The organism is Streptomyces sp. NBC_00988, assembly GCF_045162645.1.
In the GTDB taxonomy this organism is placed as follows: domain Bacteria; phylum Actinomycetota; class Actinomycetes; order Streptomycetales; family Streptomycetaceae; genus Streptomyces.
This window is the reverse complement of the sequence record NZ_CP108730.1, coordinates 4,852,468-4,869,295: the sequence shown is the minus strand read 5'-3', so window position 1 is coordinate 4,869,295 and position 16,828 is coordinate 4,852,468. Positions and strand designations below refer to the sequence as shown.

General features: G+C 72.5%; 11 protein-coding genes. 8 read left to right on the top strand and 3 right to left on the bottom strand.

The genetic code is table 11. The annotated features are described in order from the left end of the window. Positions 1-87: 87 nt before the first annotated feature. The 8 genes from OG496_RS22105 to OG496_RS22070 all read left to right on the top strand — a co-directional run bounded on the left by OG496_RS22105 (position 88) and on the right by OG496_RS22070 (position 9,697). On the top strand, positions 88-1,695 hold the full coding sequence (locus OG496_RS22105; RefSeq protein ID WP_405972114.1) for a dynamin family protein: 1,608 nt from the start codon (positions 88-90) through the stop codon (positions 1,693-1,695). Positions 1,696-1,698: 3 nt separating this feature from the next. Next, positions 1,699-3,708, top strand: coding sequence for a GTPase (locus OG496_RS22100; RefSeq protein WP_405972113.1), 2,010 nt, complete (start codon positions 1,699-1,701; stop codon positions 3,706-3,708). 210 nt (positions 3,709-3,918) lie between these two features. After that, entirely contained in the window at positions 3,919-4,443 is a 525-nt protein-coding gene (locus OG496_RS22095; protein ID WP_405972112.1) for a single-stranded DNA-binding protein, read from the top strand. 270 nt (positions 4,444-4,713) lie between these two features. Then, positions 4,714-6,129, top strand: coding sequence for a Cys-Gln thioester bond-forming surface protein (locus OG496_RS22090; RefSeq protein ID WP_405972111.1), 1,416 nt, complete (start codon positions 4,714-4,716; stop codon positions 6,127-6,129). 74 nt (positions 6,130-6,203) lie between these two features. Beyond that, positions 6,204-6,821 carry a hypothetical protein gene (locus tag OG496_RS22085; RefSeq protein ID WP_405972110.1) on the top strand — a complete coding sequence of 206 codons (618 nt, stop codon included), beginning with the start codon at positions 6,204-6,206 and terminating at the stop codon, positions 6,819-6,821. Positions 6,822-6,948: 127 nt separating this feature from the next. Then, positions 6,949-8,613 (top strand): energy-dependent translational throttle protein EttA, encoded by a 1,665-nt coding sequence (gene ettA, locus OG496_RS22080; protein WP_366490760.1) that lies wholly within the window; start codon positions 6,949-6,951, stop codon positions 8,611-8,613. 5 nt (positions 8,614-8,618) lie between these two features. Continuing rightward, positions 8,619-9,032 carry an acyl-CoA thioesterase gene (locus OG496_RS22075; protein ID WP_405972109.1) on the top strand — a complete coding sequence of 138 codons (414 nt, stop codon included), beginning with the start codon at positions 8,619-8,621 and terminating at the stop codon, positions 9,030-9,032. Beyond that, entirely contained in the window at positions 9,029-9,697 is a 669-nt protein-coding gene (locus OG496_RS22070; RefSeq protein WP_405972108.1) for a hypothetical protein, read from the top strand. The genes OG496_RS22075 and OG496_RS22070 overlap by 4 nt, the downstream gene beginning before the upstream one ends. A 6-nt stretch (positions 9,698-9,703) precedes the next feature. On the opposite strand, the gene OG496_RS22065 is transcribed toward OG496_RS22070, so the two are convergent. The 3 genes from OG496_RS22065 to OG496_RS22055 all read right to left on the bottom strand — a co-directional run bounded on the left by OG496_RS22065 (position 9,704) and on the right by OG496_RS22055 (position 16,785). Further along, the gene (locus OG496_RS22065) at positions 9,704-10,660 is read right to left on the bottom strand and encodes an ABC transporter ATP-binding protein (RefSeq protein ID WP_405972107.1); all 957 of its coding nucleotides are present in this window, start codon (positions 10,658-10,660) and stop codon (positions 9,704-9,706) included. A 97-nt stretch (positions 10,661-10,757) separates the two neighbouring features. After that, a complete protein-coding gene (locus tag OG496_RS22060) occupies positions 10,758-13,469 on the bottom strand; it encodes an FtsX-like permease family protein (protein WP_405972106.1) in 2,712 nt (903 codons plus the stop codon). An 82-nt stretch (positions 13,470-13,551) separates the two neighbouring features. After that, entirely contained in the window at positions 13,552-16,785 is a 3,234-nt protein-coding gene (locus OG496_RS22055) for an FtsX-like permease family protein (protein WP_405972105.1), read from the bottom strand. Between the last annotated feature and the right edge of the window lie 43 nt (positions 16,786-16,828).

Sequence of the window (16,828 nt, the reverse complement as noted above, 5' to 3'; positions counted from 1 at the left end):
GTCATCCCTTCCGTCCGTTGTGTTCCGTCGGCGCGCAGACATGCTCATATGCTTCAGAATTCCCCCAAAATTGGGCATTCTTCACATGTGGTGACCTTGGACGTACGGCCTCAGCTGCTCGACGCACTCTCCGCCCTGCGCGACCGTGTCGCCGCCGCACGCTTCCCGCTGCCCCTGGCGGGGGCTCCACGCGCGCGGGCCAATCGCGATGAACTGCTCGCCCAGCTCGACGACTATCTGGTGCCCCGCCTGAAAGAACCCGAAGCACCCCTGTTGGCCGTGGTCGGCGGCTCGACCGGTGCGGGGAAGTCGACGCTCGTCAACTCCCTTGTCGGGCGCCGGGTCAGCGAGGCCGGCGTCCTGCGGCCGACGACCCGTACACCGGTGCTCGTCTGCCACCCGGAGGACCATCACTGGTTCAGCGGCATGCGGGTGCTGCCCGACCTCACGCGCGTGTGGGTGCCCCATCAGGACCCGGGGGACGAATTGCTCCTCCCCGGTGAGGACGGCATGCGTGTGCTGCGGATCGAGACCGCCGACACCCTCCCGCGCGGAGTCGCCCTCCTGGACGCGCCCGACATCGACTCCCTGGTGGCCGACAACCGGGTGCTGGCCGCCGAACTGATCTGCGCGGCCGACATCTGGGTCATGGTCACCACGGCCGCCCGCTACGCCGACGCCGTGCCCTGGCATCTGCTGCGCACGGCCAGGGAGCACAACGCGACCCTGGTCACCGTCCTCGACCGGGTGCCCCACCAGGTGGTGTCCGAGGTGTCGCGGCAGTACGGCGCCCTGCTCGCCAAGGCCGGCCTCGGCGACGTCCCCCGCTTCACGGTGCCCGAACTTCCCGAGTCCGCCTGGGGCGGGGGACTGCTCCCGGCCAGCGCCGTGGCGACACTGCGGAGCTGGCTCGTGCAGCAGGCCCAGGACCCGGGCGCCCGGCACCAGTCGATGGCGCGCACGGCCTACGGCGTCCTCGACTCGCTCAAGTCGCGGATGCCCGAACTGGCCAGCGCCGCCGCCGCCCAGTACGCGGCCGCGCTCCGGCTCACGGCCGCCGTCGACGGGGCGTACGACAGCGAGCACGCGCGTGTGCGGGGGCGGTTGCAGGCCGGGGCCGTGCTCGCCGGGGACGCGTTGAAGCGCTGGCGCGCCTTCCCGCTCGACTGCTCCGCCGGTGAACTGCTCGACGCCCTCGCGGAGAGCCTCGCCGCACTGCTGCTGTGCGCCGTCACGGCCGCCGACGAGCGCGTGGACGACGCCTGGCGCCGCGAACCGGCCGCAGGGGCTCCAGAGCTCACCGAGCGCGATCCGTCGCTGGAGAGCGCCGAGCACCGCATCGGGATGGCCGTACGGCGGTGGCGGCGCGAGCTGGAGGAGTACGCCGAGGAGGAGGTGGCCGACCTCGACCGGAGCATCGCGCCCGATCCCGAGGTCGTCGCCGCCCTGGTCGCCACCGCGCTCCTGGGCGGCCGCAGGGCACGGTCCGCGGGCGAGGGGCTCGCCGAACGGATCGGCGCCCACGGCGCGTTGCGGCTGCGAGACCGGGCCGGGCGGCTGCTCAACGACCATCTGGACCGGGTCGTGCACACCGAGCGCGAATGGCGGCTCGCCCCGCTCGACGCCCTTGAGGTGCACCCCGAACCCCAGGCCGAACTCATCGCCGCGCTGTCCGTACTGCAGAAGGAGAGGTGACCGGTGACTGCCGTCACTGACCAGGACCACACGGACGAGATGGACCACGTCACGCACGCCGGGGACGCGGTCGCCGCCCAGGACGAGCACCCCGAGAACGCCTCCCCCGCAGAGGGCGATTCCGAGGCGACTCCCGCGAACGGCCTCCCCGTAGAGGACGCGGAGAAGGCGGGTGCCCCGGAGGAAGCCGACGGCCACGCGCGTGTGCGGGCCGACGCCGACACCTCGGGTCGAACGGAATCCAAGGCGTCCGCAGACCCGACCGACCCCGAGGAATCGACCGGTTCCTGGGACGACGGGCTGATCGCGCGGCGGGTCAACGAGACCACCGCGGCGCAGCAGGCCGCCGCCGTGGAGATCAGGGCTTCCCGTGCGCAGGCCGCGCACAGCGCGCACGCCGCACAGGCCGCGCACGTCTCGGCCCCGTTGGCGTACGACGGGCCGCTACGGTCCCGTCTCGACGCGCTGCGGGAACTCGTGGGGCTCTCCCGCACCCGGCTCGACAGCGGGACCCTCGCGGAGGCGGGGCGGGTGCTCGACGAGGCCGCCGCGCGGCGCCGGCTCTCCGGGCAGCACACCGTGGTCGCCATCGCGGGCGCCACCGGCAGCGGCAAGTCGCAGCTCTTCAACGCCCTCGCCGGAGTGGCCATTTCGGAGACGGGCGTACGACGGCCCACCACCGCCGCGCCCATCGCGTGCAGCTGGAGCGACGGCGCGGCCACCCTCATCGACCGGCTCGGCATCCCGGGACGGCTGCGCCGACGCCCCCTGCAGAGCGCCGAGATGGAGGCCCAGTTGCGCGGGCTCGTCCTGGTGGACCTGCCCGACCACGACTCGGCGGCCGTCGCGCACCGCGAACAGGTGGACCGGGTGCTCGCGCTCGTCGACGCGGTCATCTGGGTCGTCGACCCGGAGAAGTACGCCGACGCGATCCTCCATGAGCGCTATCTGCGGCCGATGGCGGGCCACGCGGAGGTCATGTTCGTCGTCCTCAACCAGATCGACCGCCTTCCCGGAGAGGCCGCCGACCAAGTCCTCGACGATCTTCGGCGACTGCTCGACGAGGACGGCATCGCCCTGGGGGAGTACGGCGAACCCGGCGCGACCGTGCTCTCCCTGTCCGCGCTCACCGGGGACGGCATCCCCGAACTGCGGGAGGTTCTGGGCCAGTTCGTGGCGGATCGTGGAGCCGCGGCACGGCGAATTTCAGCCGATGTTGACGCCGCCGCGTGGCGACTGCGGCCCGTCTACGCCACCGGGCGGCGCACCGGGCTCAGCGAGGAGGCGCGGGACGAGTTCGCCGCGCGGCTCGCGGACTCGGTGGGCGCCACCGCGGCGGGCGAGGCCGCCGAACGCGCCTGGCTGCGCAACGCCAACCGCGCCTGCGGCACGCCCTGGCTGCGGCTGTGGCGCTGGTACAACGACCGGCGCGAACCGACCACCGGCCGACTGCCGATCCGCGCACAGGCGGACGAGGAGGCCACGGCACGCCAGCGCGTCGAACAGGCGGTCCGTACGGTCGCCGACCGGGCCTCCGGCGGGTTGCCGGCGCCGTGGGCGCAGGCGGTGCGCGAGGCGGCCGTACGCGGGTCGCAGGGGCTGCCCGAGGCGCTGGACGAGCTCGCGGCGCGGGCCGGGCTGCCCGTGGGGCGGCCACCGCGGCCGGGCTGGTGGCCGGCGGCCGTCCTGGCGCAGGCGTCCATGACGATCCTCCAAGTCGTCGGCGGGCTCTGGCTGGTGGGCCAGATCATCGGCTTCATGGCGCCGAACCTGGGTGTGCCGGTGCTGCTGATGGTGGCCGGCATCATCGGCGGCCCCCTCGTCGAGTGGAGCTGCCGGATGGCGGCCCGCGGTCCTGCCCGGCGCTACGGCCTCGACGCGGAACGCCGCTTGCGGGAGGCCGCGGCGGGATGCGGACGGGCGCGGGTGCTCGATCCGCTGGCCGCGGAACTGCTGCGGTACCGGGAGGTGCGGGAGCAGTACGCGCGGGTCACGGGGGCGGGGGTCGGGTGACCCGGATCGGGTGAACGGGGCCAGGGGAACGGCAGGTTGACCCCGGACGCGATTCCCTCGTGCGGGTGATGAGGTTTTCCACAGGTGGGCGGTGGTCCACAGCGCTCAGCGGGCCCGGCTCGGCGGAGGCAGTCTGACTGCAGCCGTACGGGACGGGCCCGTACGCGTTTCCGCCCAGCCCTGCGGGGCCGGGTCAGGGAGGGACGAGCGATGAACGACACCACGATCTGCGCGGTCGGCAATGTGGCGACCCAGCCGATGTACCAGGACCTGCCGGCGGGAGCGTCGGCGCGGTTCCGGCTGGCGGTGACCGCACGTTACTTCGACCGCGAGAAGAGCGTGTGGACGGACGGCCACACCAGCTTCTTCACGGTGTGGGCCAACCGCCAACTGGCCACGAACGTGGCGGCGTCGCTGTCGGTCGGCGACCCCGTCGTCGTCCAGGGCCGGCTGAAGGTGCGGACGGAAGTACGCGAGGGACAGCCGAACTGGTCCTCGGCGGACATCGACGCCGTGGCGATCGGCCACGACCTGGCGCGCGGCACCTCGGCCTTCCGCCGGGCCAACAGGCAGGAGTCGGCGGCCTCTCCGCCCCGGCCCGAGCCCAACTGGGAGACACCGGCGGGGGATTCGGCCGACTCGGCCGCTGATTCCACCGATTCCGCCGAGGACGCTGTTTCCGCCGACGGGCGGCATTCCGACCGACAGCTCGCGGAAAGCCTCGCGGTGACGTGATGTCAGTGAATGCCCTCAGCTGATCGAACTGCGGCTTATCGATGAATGCGCTCCAAAAGACCCGGTGGATTTGTCGATAAGCCCTGCTCGCAGGCGATCTTGGGGATAACGATTCCGAGTCGGATCGGTTATCGGATGACCCGACTGGAGAAGGGGGTGCGCCCGCGTCCCTAGGATGCCGGGCATGGCTCGGGCACAGCTCCCGGCGCTTTGATTCTGCTGGTGGGACCGCACCCCCACGTCGACGGGTCCTGCTCGAAGGGGAATTCCGTGTCATCTGCGTTGTCTGTGTTCTCCGCGCTGTCCCTGCGCGGCCGGGGCGCCGTGCGCCTCGTCGCCGCGACCTGGGCGTGCGGACTCGTCGCCGCCGGAGTGCTGGCCGGTGCCGGCCCGGCCGTCGCCGACGAGACACCGCAGACCCAGGGCGGGGCGACGGCGACGATAGGCGGGCTCAAGACGTACGGCGCCGCCGTGCTCCACGAGGACGGCGGCAGCGATGTGCAGGTCTCCGCGGGCCTGTTCGAGATGTCCGTGGACGGCGGCGGCACCCTGCAGACGTACTGCGTCGATCTCCGCAACCCCACCCAGCGGGACGCCAAGTACCACGAGACCGCGTGGAGCGGCACGTCGCTGGGCGCCAACAAGAGCGCGGGCAGGATCAGTTGGATCCTGCAGCACTCCTACCCGCAGGTGAACGACCTCGCGGCACTCTCCGCGAAGGCCGGCACCAAGGGCCTGACCGAGAGTGACGCGGCGGCCGGTACCCAGGTGGCCATCTGGCGTTACTCGGACGGCGCCGACGTCGACGCGGTCGACCCGCAGGCCGAGAAGCTCGCGGACTATCTGGAGAAGAGCGCGCGGAACGTGGCGGAGCCGAAGGCCTCGCTGACCCTCGACCCGCCCGCGGTCTCCGGTCACCCCGGAGAGCGGCTCGGCCCGGTGACCGTGCACACCAACGCGAGCGGGGTGACGGTGATACCGCCCGCCGACGCCGCCACGACCGGGGTGCGGATCGTCGACAAGGACGGCAAGGTCGTCACGTCGGCGGCGGACGGCAGCCAGGTGTTCTTCGACGTGCCCGAGGACGCGGGGGCCGGGTCGGCCGACCTGACCGTGCAGGCCTCCACCACCGTGCCCGTCGGCCGGGCCTTCACCTCCGAGAGCAGAAGCCAGACGCAGATCCTCGCCGGTTCCAGCGAGTCGACGGTCGCCGCGGCCGCAAGCGCGAACTGGGCGGAGACCGGTGCCGTACCGGCACTGTCGGCGCGGACGAACTGTGCCGAGGGCGCCGTGGACATCACCGCGACCAACCAGGGCGACGCGACGTTCACCTTCGACCTGATGGGCATCGAGCACGGCATCGACGCCGGGAAGTCCGCGACGGTGACAGTCCCGCTCCAGGAGGACCAGGCGTACGACTTCACGATCACGGCGCCGAACGGCTACGAGAAGCGGTTCGCCGGGGTCCTCGACTGCCGGACGCAGAGCGACGCGGGCGGTGACGTGACGCAGACGCTCAGCGAACCGAGCCCCGCGACGGTGGGCGGCACCACCGTCGACACGAACCTCGCCGAGACCGGCGGCTCCGGCATCACCCCGATGATCACGGTCCTCGCCCTGGGCCTGGTCGGCATCGGCGCCACGACCCTGGTCCTGCTGCGGGACCGGAAGCCCGGGCAGGGCTGAGGAGACACCGACCGGCGGTACTCCCGCCGGCTTCCCGGCGCAACTGTCGGCGCCCTCGGGGAGTCGTACCCGCCATGACCGAAGCACGGATACAGCACGGCGTGGGAATGTCGCCCGGCGCCTTCGCGGCGGCAGGCGTCGGGAGCCTGGCTCTCGCCGCCGTGGCGAGCTGGAGCGACCTCCTGCTGCTCGTGTGGGGGCGGGTGGTCCCCGGCTGGGAGGTGAGCGGTGTCCTCTTCGTGCTCGCGCTCGTTCTGTGGCGGACCTTCATCAGGGCGGCCCGCCGGGCGGAGGCCGTACGGCTCCCGGCGACGCGAGCCAGGTGGGTGCGGTCGGCGAGGAATCTGCTGATCGCCGTGGCGGTGTCCGGCATCGCGTGGGGAGCGCTGGGCGACCTGATCAACGAAGCGGAGTACCACGTGCTGCGCCCCACCGGACCCGGCGGCTGCACGGCCGTAGTACGGGAGACGTCGTTCCTCATGATCGGCGACGGCGAGGCGTACGCGGTGGGGCGCACCGGCCTGGCCTGGGGCGAGGCGGGCTCCTGGGTGGTCGACGACGGGTACCGGCCCGTCGCCGGCGGCACGTACGAAATCAAATGGGAGCGGGACGGGGGCCTGCTGCTGATCAGCGGTACGAATACCGATCCGGTGATCCGAGGAGGTATGACCGACATCGACTGCGGGTGGTGAGACAGGGCGCCGACCGAAGCCCCAGCTCACAGCCCCCCGGCCAAACGAGTTACCACCCAAGCCGGGACCTCAGGCAGTATGGACTACATCTGCCCACTCCAGATTTCAAGCTGCCGGACGGTTTCTCTTGGCTGAGTACATCTACACCATGCGCAAGACGCGCAAGGCGCACGGCGACAAGGTCATCCTTGACGACGTGACGCTGAGCTTCCTGCCCGGCGCGAAGATCGGTGTGGTCGGGCCGAACGGTGCCGGTAAGTCCACCGTTCTCAAGATCATGGCGGGGCTTGAGCAGCCCTCGAACGGCGACGCGTTCCTGTCGCCCGGTTTCAGCGTCGGCATCCTCATGCAGGAGCCGGAGCTGGACGAGACCAAGACGGTCCTGGAGAACGTCCAGGACGGCGCCGCCGAGATCATGGGCAAGCTCAACCGCTTCAACGAGGTCGCCGAGCTGATGGCGACCGACTACTCGGACGCGCTCCTCGACGAGATGGGCAAGCTCCAGGAAGACCTGGACCACGCCAACGCCTGGGACCTCGACGGGCAGCTGGAGCAGGCCATGGACGCGCTGGGCTGCCCGCCCGGCGACTGGCCGGTCGTGAACCTCTCCGGCGGTGAGAAGCGTCGCGTCGCGCTCTGCAAGCTGCTGATCGAGGCCCCGGACCTGCTCCTCCTCGACGAGCCCACCAACCACCTCGACGCCGAGTCGGTGAACTGGCTGGAGCAGCACCTCACGAAGTACGCGGGCGCCGTCGTCGCCGTGACTCACGACCGGTACTTCCTGAACAACGTCGCCGAGTGGATCCTCGAACTGGACCGCGGCCGTGCGATTCCCTACGAGGGCAACTACTCCACGTACCTCGACAAGAAGTCCACCCGCCTCAAGGTCGAGGGCCGCAAGGACGAGAAGCGCCAGAAGCGGCTCAAGGAGGAGTTGGAGTGGGTTCGCTCCAACGCCAAGGGCCGTCAGACCAAGTCCAAGGCGCGCCTCGCCCGTTACGAGGAGATGGCAGCCGAGGCCGACAAGATGCGGAAGCTGGACTTCGAGGAGATCCAGATCCCGCCGGGCCCGCGTCTGGGCTCGATCGTCGTCGAGGTCCAGAGCCTTTCCAAGGCGTTCGGCGACAAGGTTCTCATCGACGACCTGAGCTTCACGCTGCCGCGTAACGGCATCGTCGGGGTCATCGGTCCCAACGGCGCGGGCAAGACCACGCTGTTCAAGATGATCCAGGGCCTTGAGACCCCGGACTCCGGCTCCATCAAGGTCGGCGACACCGTCAAGATCAGTTACGTCGACCAGAGCCGCGCCAACATCGACCCCAAGAAGTCGCTGTGGGCCGTCGTCTCCGACGAGCTCGACTACATCAACGTCGGCCAGGTCGAGATGCCGTCGCGGGCCTATGTGTCCGCCTTCGGCTTCAAGGGCCCGGACCAGCAGAAGCCGGCCGGTGTCCTCTCCGGTGGTGAGCGCAACCGCCTGAACCTGGCGCTGACCCTCAAGGAGGGCGGCAACCTGCTGCTCCTCGACGAGCCCACCAACGACCTCGACGTGGAGACCCTGTCGTCGCTGGAGAACGCGCTGCTCGAGTTCCCCGGTGCGGCCGTGGTCATCTCCCACGACCGCTGGTTCCTGGACCGGGTCGCGACGCACATCCTCGCGTACGAGGGCGAGTCGAAGTGGTACTGGTTCGAGGGCAACTTCGAGTCGTACGAGAAGAACAAGGTCGAGCGACTCGGTGCGGACGCGGCGCGTCCGCACCGCGCCACCTACAAGAAGCTGACCCGGGGCTGATCTTCTTGCGCCACATCTACCGTTGCCCACTGCGCTGGGCGGACATGGACGCGTACGGCCACGTGAACAACGTGGTCTTCCTCCGCTACCTGGAGGAAGCCCGTATCGACTTCCTGTTCCGCCCGGAGAAGGACTTCAAGCAGGGCTCGGTGGTGTCGCGCCACGAGATCGACTACAAACGCCAGCTCGTCCACCGGCACACGCCCGTGGACATCGAGCTGTGGATCACCGAGATCAGGGCGGCGTCCTTCACCATCACCTACGAGGTGAAGGACGGCGACCAGATCTACGTCCGGGCCTGCACGGTCGTCGTCCCGTTCGACTTCGAGGCGCAGCGCCCGCGCCGGATCACCGCCGAGGAACGCGAGTTCCTGGAGGAATACCGGGACGACGCCGAGGACGAGGCCGTCGCCGCATGACGGTCCTCCACCTCGCCGACGAAGGGGAGGCGGCGGATCTCGCGGCCTTCCTCTCCCGCCTGCTCCACTACGACCGCGGCGCCGCGGTCCGCCTCCAGGCGACCGGCACGGCGCTCGCCGTCTTCGGCCGTCCGCCGTCCTTCGAGGTCCTCGCCATCCGCGCGGTACGCCTCGCCAAGCCCTACGAGAACGGCCTCGACGTCACCCTCGACGTGACCGTCTCCGCCGGTGAACTCCTGGAGCTGCTCGACGAGTCGGCGGCCACGGCCGGGGTACCGGCCGCGGTGACCGGCCCGCCGTGGGCCGGCGTCCTGCCGCCCCGCGGCGGCTGGACCCCCGAGTCCGGCCTGCCGGGCCCGCAGGCACTGCGCGGGATGATCGCGGCCGGAGTCGCCGAATTCCGCTCCCGCACTGACGAGTTGACCGCCGAGACCCGCACGCGCACCGAACTCGACCGCATAGGACGGGAGATCTGGTCCCGCACGGTCGGCGACACCCCGCTCCCGGTGCGCGCCGTGCACGCGGCCCAGTCGCTCGGTTTCCTGCGCCCCGGCGGGGAGTCGGGCCTGTTCTCGTCGGGCGCGTGGCTGAGGCTCCGCACCCCGTACGGTTCGATCGCCGTGCGCAGGGCGGGACTTGGGGCGTTCGGCGTCAGCGTGCGCTGAGCGCGGTCACCGCTGCTCGCTGTCGTCGGGCCACACGCCGATGTGGTCCGCCTCCAGTTCCAGGGCCACCCGGTCCCGCATGTCCAGCGACTCCGTGTATTCGGCGGGTAGTTGGAGCCGCCCCGCCCGGTCCAGCATCGCGTACTCCCTCGCTACGACCGTCTCGTGGCCCGTCGTCGCGTCGACCTCGCTGCGCCGCAGGACCTCCGTGGAGGTGCGGCCGTCGCGGATGGCGACCGTGCGGCGGACCTCGGTGGCCACCGCCTGGTCGTGGGTGACGATCACGATGGTGGTGCCCAACTGCTCGTTCGCCGTGCGGAACGCGGCGAAGACCTGTTCGGCGGTGTGGGAGTCGAGTTCGCCGGTGGGTTCGTCGGCGAGCAGCACGGCCGGGGCGTTGGCGAGGGCCACCCCGATCGCCACCCGCTGCTGCTGACCGCCCGACATCTCCCGCGGGCGCCGGTCACGGCAGTCGGCGACCTCCAGCAACTCCAGCAGTTCCAGGGCCCGTTCGGCCTTCGCCCGGCGCCCGGAGCGGATGCCGGACAACTGCATGGGCAGGGCGATGTTCTGAGCCGCAGTCAGATAGGGGAGCAGATTGCGGGAGGTCTGCTGCCAGACGAACCCGACGACCTCACGACGGTAGGCGAGCCGGTCCTTCGCGGTCATCGTGAGCAGGTCCCGGCCGGCCACCCGCGCCGCACCGGCGGTGGGCGTGTCCAGCCCGGCCAGGATGTTCATGAGCGTCGACTTGCCACTGCCCGAGGCCCCCACCAGAGCCATCAACTCGCCCTCCCTGACCAGGAGATCGAGCCCCTGCAGTGCCTGCACCTCGACCCCGTCCGCGGTGAAGATACGGACCAGCCGGTCGCAGGTGATCAGCGCGTCATGGCCGTAGGCGGGCCGGTTGCGACTCTCGGCCGCGCGGGTGGCGAGGTCGGCGAGGGTGGGGTTCGTGGTCATCGACGCTCTCCTCGGTCACAGCCGACTGCTCGGCGAAAGCCTTCTTCACGAACGCCTTGTCCATGAACGCCTTGTCCATGAACGTCTTCTCTACGGCTCACCGCGCGTCCCCCGCCCTCAACTCCCGTACGGATCCCCGCCGTCCGGACCACCACGCCTGCACCCCCGCGACCCCCACCGCCACCAGCAGCACCCCGATCGCCGGGACGGCCAGTGACACCGGGTCGGTTCTCAACTGGGCCTCCCCGACCGGGTTCTGGGCCGACGCCAGGGCCACCGACGTCAGGTCGATGCCGGGGGCGAGCAGACGGATCGTCGCCCAGCCGGTGAGCGCGCCGCCCGCCGCCGCCAACAGGGCCTGGGGCAGGGACTCCAGGACGAGCAGGCGGCGGCCCTGTGCTCGGGTGAGGCCCATCGTGCGGAGGCGGGCCAGCAGCGCGGCGCGTTCCGGGGCCGCGCGCAGCAGGGAGAGCAGGAGGGCCAGTACGGCGTAACCGGCGCCCGCCGCCACCGCCGCCGTGTAGATGCGTTCGGCGCCGGACTGGAGGGGCGAGTCGACGTACCGGGCGCGTTCCTCGGCCCGTACCGTCACACCGGCCGAGGAGCCGGCCGCCTTGCGCAGCGCGGCCCCGCTCACCCGGTCGCCGGTCACCAGCAGCGAGGTCGGGCGGGCCGCCGTACCGGACAGCCCGGCGCGGTCCACGACCAGGAAGTCGGCGCCGGACAGGGCCGGGGTCACGTCCCGGACGAGCACGATCCGCACGGTGACCGCGCTGGTGTCCGGCAGCCGCACGAGGAAGGGGCGGGTGCCGTACGCCCTCGCCACGGAGGGGGAGGCGAGGGCCGGGAGGACGACATCCGAGCCCGAGGGGCGCTTCAACTGCCCCTCGGGGAAGGCTCCCAGGCCCGTGCGATCCGCCAACTCCGCGTAGGCATTGGGGTTCACGCCCACCAGCGGGACCGCCTCCAGGCCGTCCAGCGGTTTCGCCTCGTCGGTGATGCTCACCTCGGCGAGACCGCGCACCCCCGCCAATCGGCTTACCTCGCGGGGGAGTTGGCTCGGCAGGGGAGCGGTCGCGTCGACGCGGGCGTCCGCGCCGACGGCGAGGAGTGCCGCGTGGTCGCGGGCGTCGCTCACGCCCGCGAGGACCGAACCGCCGAACGCGGCCGTGGTGAGCGCGGTGAGGAGGGCCAGCAGGGGGAGGACCGCGGAGACGGACGTACGGCCCGCCCGGGCCAGCGACAGATGGCCCACCGCGCCCCGCAGCCGGCTCGCCGGACGGGCCAGCCGGCGCAGCAGGAACGGATACACGCGCACCAGCACCAAGGCCGCGATCACGCCCACCAACACCGGGGCCAGGGACACCAGTTGATCCCCCGCCGAGCCGGACGTGCCGCGTCTGCGCAGGGCCTCCACCGCGCCGGACGCCACCACCAGCAGGGTGAGTTCGGCGACCGTACGGCGCCGGGACGGGCGTACGGTCGTCACGTCCTCGCGGGGACCGTGGACGCGGACGGCCCGGTGGGTGAGCGCGGCGCGTACGGGGAGCGCGGCGGACGCGGTGAGGGTGACCGCGAGGGCGGCCGCGACGGCGTAGCGGCGGCGGCCCTCCGGGACGGCCAGCAGCGCGACGGTCAGGCCAAGTGCCCCTGCCGGTACCGCGATCACGGCCGTCTCGGCGAGCAGGCGGGCGGTGAGGCCGCGCAGGGAGGCGCCGCGGGCGCGGAGCAGGGCGAGTTCGGTGCGACGGCGGTCCGCGGTGAGGCCGCCCGCCATGAGCAGGACGACGACGGCGACCGTGCCGGTGCCGAAGGCCGCGACGGCGGTCAACGGGCGGATGCCGGAGCGGAGTTGGCCGAAGGTGGTGAACACGTCGTCGAGACCGGTGCTCAGGTTGGTGTCGGGGTTGGTGTAGGTGCGGGCCCGTTGGAGGCCCGGGCCCGATTCGAGTGCGGCGACGGCGGTCTTCAGGTTGTCCAGGTCGTGGGCGTGCAGGGCCGTCAGTTCGGGGGCCAACTGCCAGTACGGGACCGGCTTCGCTGCTGTGCCGAGGAGGGCGGGGGCCGCGTCCTGGGCCAACAGCAGGGCGCCGAGCCAGTACTTCGGCTGGTCAGGCGTCGGCAGGACGACCAGGGTCGGGGTGCGGAGCCCGGGCTGGGTCGACCAGTAGGCGCCGGCGGGGTCGCGCGGGGTGAGGATGCCGGTGACGCGGACGGCGAGCGGGGCGCGTCCCTCACCGGGTACGTGGATGACCGAACCCACCTTGATGTGCAGGCTCTTGGCGGTCGCGACGGTGACCGCGGCCTCGATCTCCGGGGTCTGCGCGGTGACTTGGCCGGAGGCGCGCGGGAACCGGCCCTCCCGTACCGTCGCGTGTCCGGCGAGGTCGCTCTGGGCGGCGGGGTAGACGTGTGCGGGCAGCCCGTTCGGGCGCGGTATCCAGCTGTCCGGCACGGCAAGGTCCTCGGCGGGACGCACACCGTACGCGGACTGGGCGGGGTCGATGACGAGGGGACGGCCGACCGCGGTACGGACCTTGTCGTACTGCCCGCGGAGCGCGGCGGGGCGCAGGTCCGCCTCACGCTGTTGCTGCGGGAGCACGAAGTCGGGCTGTGAGCCGGTCAGTTGGACGGAGGTCCGGTCGGGTCCCGCCTCCCGCGCGGTGTGCCGCAGCCCGGCGTCCTCGTACCGGTCCAGCGCCCGCGGGAACACGGCGGCCAGACACGCGGTCACCACGACGAGCAGCGCCAGCGCCCAGGCGGCACCGGGGGCGGAACGCAGCCGGGTACGGACCCAGGGGGCGGTCACGGCGACGCCGGGACCCTCAGCACCCGCAGAACGCTCAACACCCCCGGAATCCACCGCACTTCCTGATTTCTCGTCCCCCATCTCACTCACCCCCCTGCTCCCGGAGCGAAGTCGCCGGATCGGCCCGTCGCAACGCCAGTGTCACCGTCACGATCAGCGGGGTCACCGCCACCGCCACCAGCAGCAACGCCACGTGGGTGACGGGCAGTTCGACCAGGACGCGTGGTACCGGGCGGGTCGCGCGGGCCGTCAGGACGATCAGGGGGATCACCGCGCGGGTCAGTACGGTTCCCAGGGCCGTGCCCACCACGAGGGCCAGGGCGACCAGGACGCCCTGTTCGGCGGCGATCATGCGGGCCAGCTGGCGGCGCGGGGCGCCCAGTGCGCGCAGTACGGCGAACTCCGCGCCGCGCTCCCGCAGCGACCCCGCCGTGCTCACCGCGAACCCCACCGCGGCGAGGGCCGCCGCCACCAGCGCCGCCGCGGCGAACGCGGCCTCGGGTCCCGCGCCGAACGGGTCGTCGCGCAGTTCCTGGGCGATCTCCTCCCGCACCACGACCTCCGTGGGATCGACGTCGGGCAGCGCGCGCACTGCCGCGGCCACCGTCGCCGCGTCGCCCGGCGCCGTCCGCAGCCACCACTCGGTGGGCGTGACGCTCGCGCCGTAGCGCGCCTCCAACACCCGGTTCACGGACCGGAGATCGACCAGCAGCGCGCCCCCGTCCTGCGCGGCCGAATCACCGGAGTCACCCGTCGTCGGCAGCCCGTGCACCGCCGCGACGATCCGCACCGGCAGGTCCTCCCCGCCGAGCGTCACCTGTACCCGCTGCCCGGTGTGCGCGCCCGCCGAGGCCAGGTAGCGGTCGGTGGCGACGGCGGTGATCTCGGCCGCCGCGGGCTGGACGACCCGCAGCTGCACCGTGACGGAGGCGTTCGTCCAGAAGTCCTTGTCCGGGATGTATCCCGTGTCGTAGTCGACGGTCAGCGGGTTCGCCGAAATCGCCCTGGGAGCGCGCGGGTTGGCATTGCCGTACGACGCGCTGACGGAGGACCTCCCCGTCCAGGCGGCGGGCAGCGTCAGCCGCCGCACCTTTCCCTCCGTGTCCGTGGCGCTCAACTCGCCGACAGTGAGCCGGTGTTGGGCCGCGTGGTCGCCGGGCTGGGGCAGGTCCAGTTGCAGCCCGGTGAGGGTCAGCGGGCCGAGTTCCGGGGACAGGTCGAGTGTCAGGTCGTACGACCGTCCGTCCGTGGGGAGTTGGCCGAGCGGCTCCTGGTACGGCGTGCCGTAGCGGTCCTCGACCGTGGCCGTGACGTCGACCGTCGTCCGCGGGCCCGTGGCGCGGATGCCCGCCCGCATCGTCAACCGGGCTGTTCCAGCCGGGATTCGGGTCCCGGCCGTGGTCCCCTTCGGCGCGAGGCCGGCCAGCAGTGGTCCGGCGGGGTGTCCCGATGTCAGGTCCCGTCGGATCAGTACCGCGTCCGACGCGCGGGCCGTGTCCAGGGCCAGCACGGTCGCCGTGCGGTCGCCGGAGAGGGACAGGGAGGTGCGGACGGCGGGGGCCGCCTCCCGTACGCGGGGAAGGCCCGCGTAGGTCTCCGTGCGGCCCAACCCGCCGTCACCGGCGGCCAGTACGCGGACCGGCACCCCGGCCTGGAAGTCGGCCTGGTCGCTCTGCGAGCGGTTCCAGGAGGCGCTCTGGCCGATGGCGAGCATGCCCAGCGCCAGGGCGAGCACGAGCAGCAGCACCGGCCCGGCACCGCGCATCGGACGGCGGCTGAACTGCCAGCCCGCCAGCGCCACCGGCAGCCCCCGCCCGGCGGCGGCCCGGCGCTCGGCCAGCCGTGCCACCGGCGGCAGCAGCCGTAGCGTCAGGACCGTGCCCGCGAGCAGGGCGAGGGCGGGGGCCGCGACGAGCAGGGGATCGACGCCCAGCGTCCCGGAGTTGTCGGTGCTGACGGCTCCCGAGGTCTGCCGGTTCAGCTGCCAGTAGGCGACCCCGGCCACGACCAGCAGCCCGATGTCCGCACCCGCGCGCAGCGGAGCGGGGACCGCGCGGGCCCGGCCGCCCTCGAAGGACGACGTCAGCGCGGGGAGCGTCACCGCCAGCGCGCAGCCGAGGGCGACGGCCGCCGCGACCAGCCACACCCCGGCCCGGCCGCCCGCCGGGGTGTCCAGGTGCAGGCCGATCCGCGCCAACGCGCCGTGTCCGGCGAGGAGTTCGGTGAGCGGGCCCGCCAACAACGGCGCAACTGCCGTCGCCGGTACGGCGAGCAGCAGCGCCTCCACCGCGGACAGGCTTGCGATCCGCGCCCGTGAACCGCCGCGCGCCCGCAACAAGCGGCTCTCGCCCGCCCGTTCGGTGCTCAGCAGCCGGGCCACCAGCAGCAGGGCGTACCCCGCGAGCAGCGCGAGCTGGAGCGCGACGATCAGCAGGGTGGAGCGGGAGACGAGCAACGAGCGGTCGATCCGGTCGAGTACGTCCGGCAGCGAGGTCGTCGCCGTCGTAACTCCCTGCACCACACCGGACTTTCGCAGTGAGGCGCCGCCCGCCCCGGCGCTCGCGCGCAGGGTGCCGATCCGCCCGGTCGTCAGCGTGGAGAAGTCGGCCGACGCGAGCCACGCGGACGGCCCGGCGCTCAACCCGGCGAGGCTCGCGGGATCGGTGAGCAGCGGGCCGTAGGTCGTGAAACCGGCCGTGCTGAGGCCGCGGCCGCGCAGGTCGTCGAGGAGCCAGTAGGCGGCGCTCGCGACGGCGGGCCGGTAGACACCCGTGACGAGGATGTGCGCCTTGGGGCCGCTGAGCCGGTTGTCGAGGGTGAGCCGCGCGCCGGCCCGCACCCCGAGCCCCTCGGCCGCGGTGCGCGGCAGCGCGACCTCGATGTCCCCCGAGGCCGTCGCGCGCGGGAAGCGGCCCGAGACCAGCCGCACCTGCGTCCGGTCCAGGGCCCCGAAGTAGGTGAGATCCGGATCGCCGGACCGCTCGGCCCGCGGCTGCAGCGAGCGCGGCAGGGCGTACGGCCCCGAGCGCACCAACGTCCGTACCGTCACGGGCAGTTCGTCGAAGGTCCGCCCCGCCGCCTTCCGTACGGCGGTGTCGGCGGCCGCGCGCCCGGCGGGCGGGACGTCGGCCTTCACGATCAGGGCGGTGTCGGGGGCGTTGCGGGCGTCGTTCAGGGAGTGCTGGAGCGCCGCGTCGCCGATCGCGCCCGAGTAGGCCGTGAGCGTCGTGAGGACCGCCGTGGTCAGCAGGACCGTGAGCAGCGCGGCGGCGAGCAGCAGGCGGTGCGCCCGCGCGCGTACCAGGACGAACCCCACCCGGCCCCCCGCCGTTGTCCGATCTTCCCGGCGATGCTGCCAG

Bases quoted from the DNA above. Each gene is read 5' to 3' on its own strand.
- OG496_RS22095 (WP_405972112.1), top strand. From the start codon at position 3,919: ATGAACGACACCACGATCTGCGCGGTCGGCAATGTGGCGACCCAGCCG.
- OG496_RS22085 (WP_405972110.1), top strand. From the start codon at position 6,204: ATGACCGAAGCACGGATACAGCACGGCGTGGGAATGTCGCCCGGCGCC.
- OG496_RS22070 (WP_405972108.1), top strand. From the start codon at position 9,029: ATGACGGTCCTCCACCTCGCCGACGAAGGGGAGGCGGCGGATCTCGCG.
- OG496_RS22065 (WP_405972107.1), bottom strand. From the start codon at position 10,660: ATGACCACGAACCCCACCCTCGCCGACCTCGCCACCCGCGCGGCCGAG.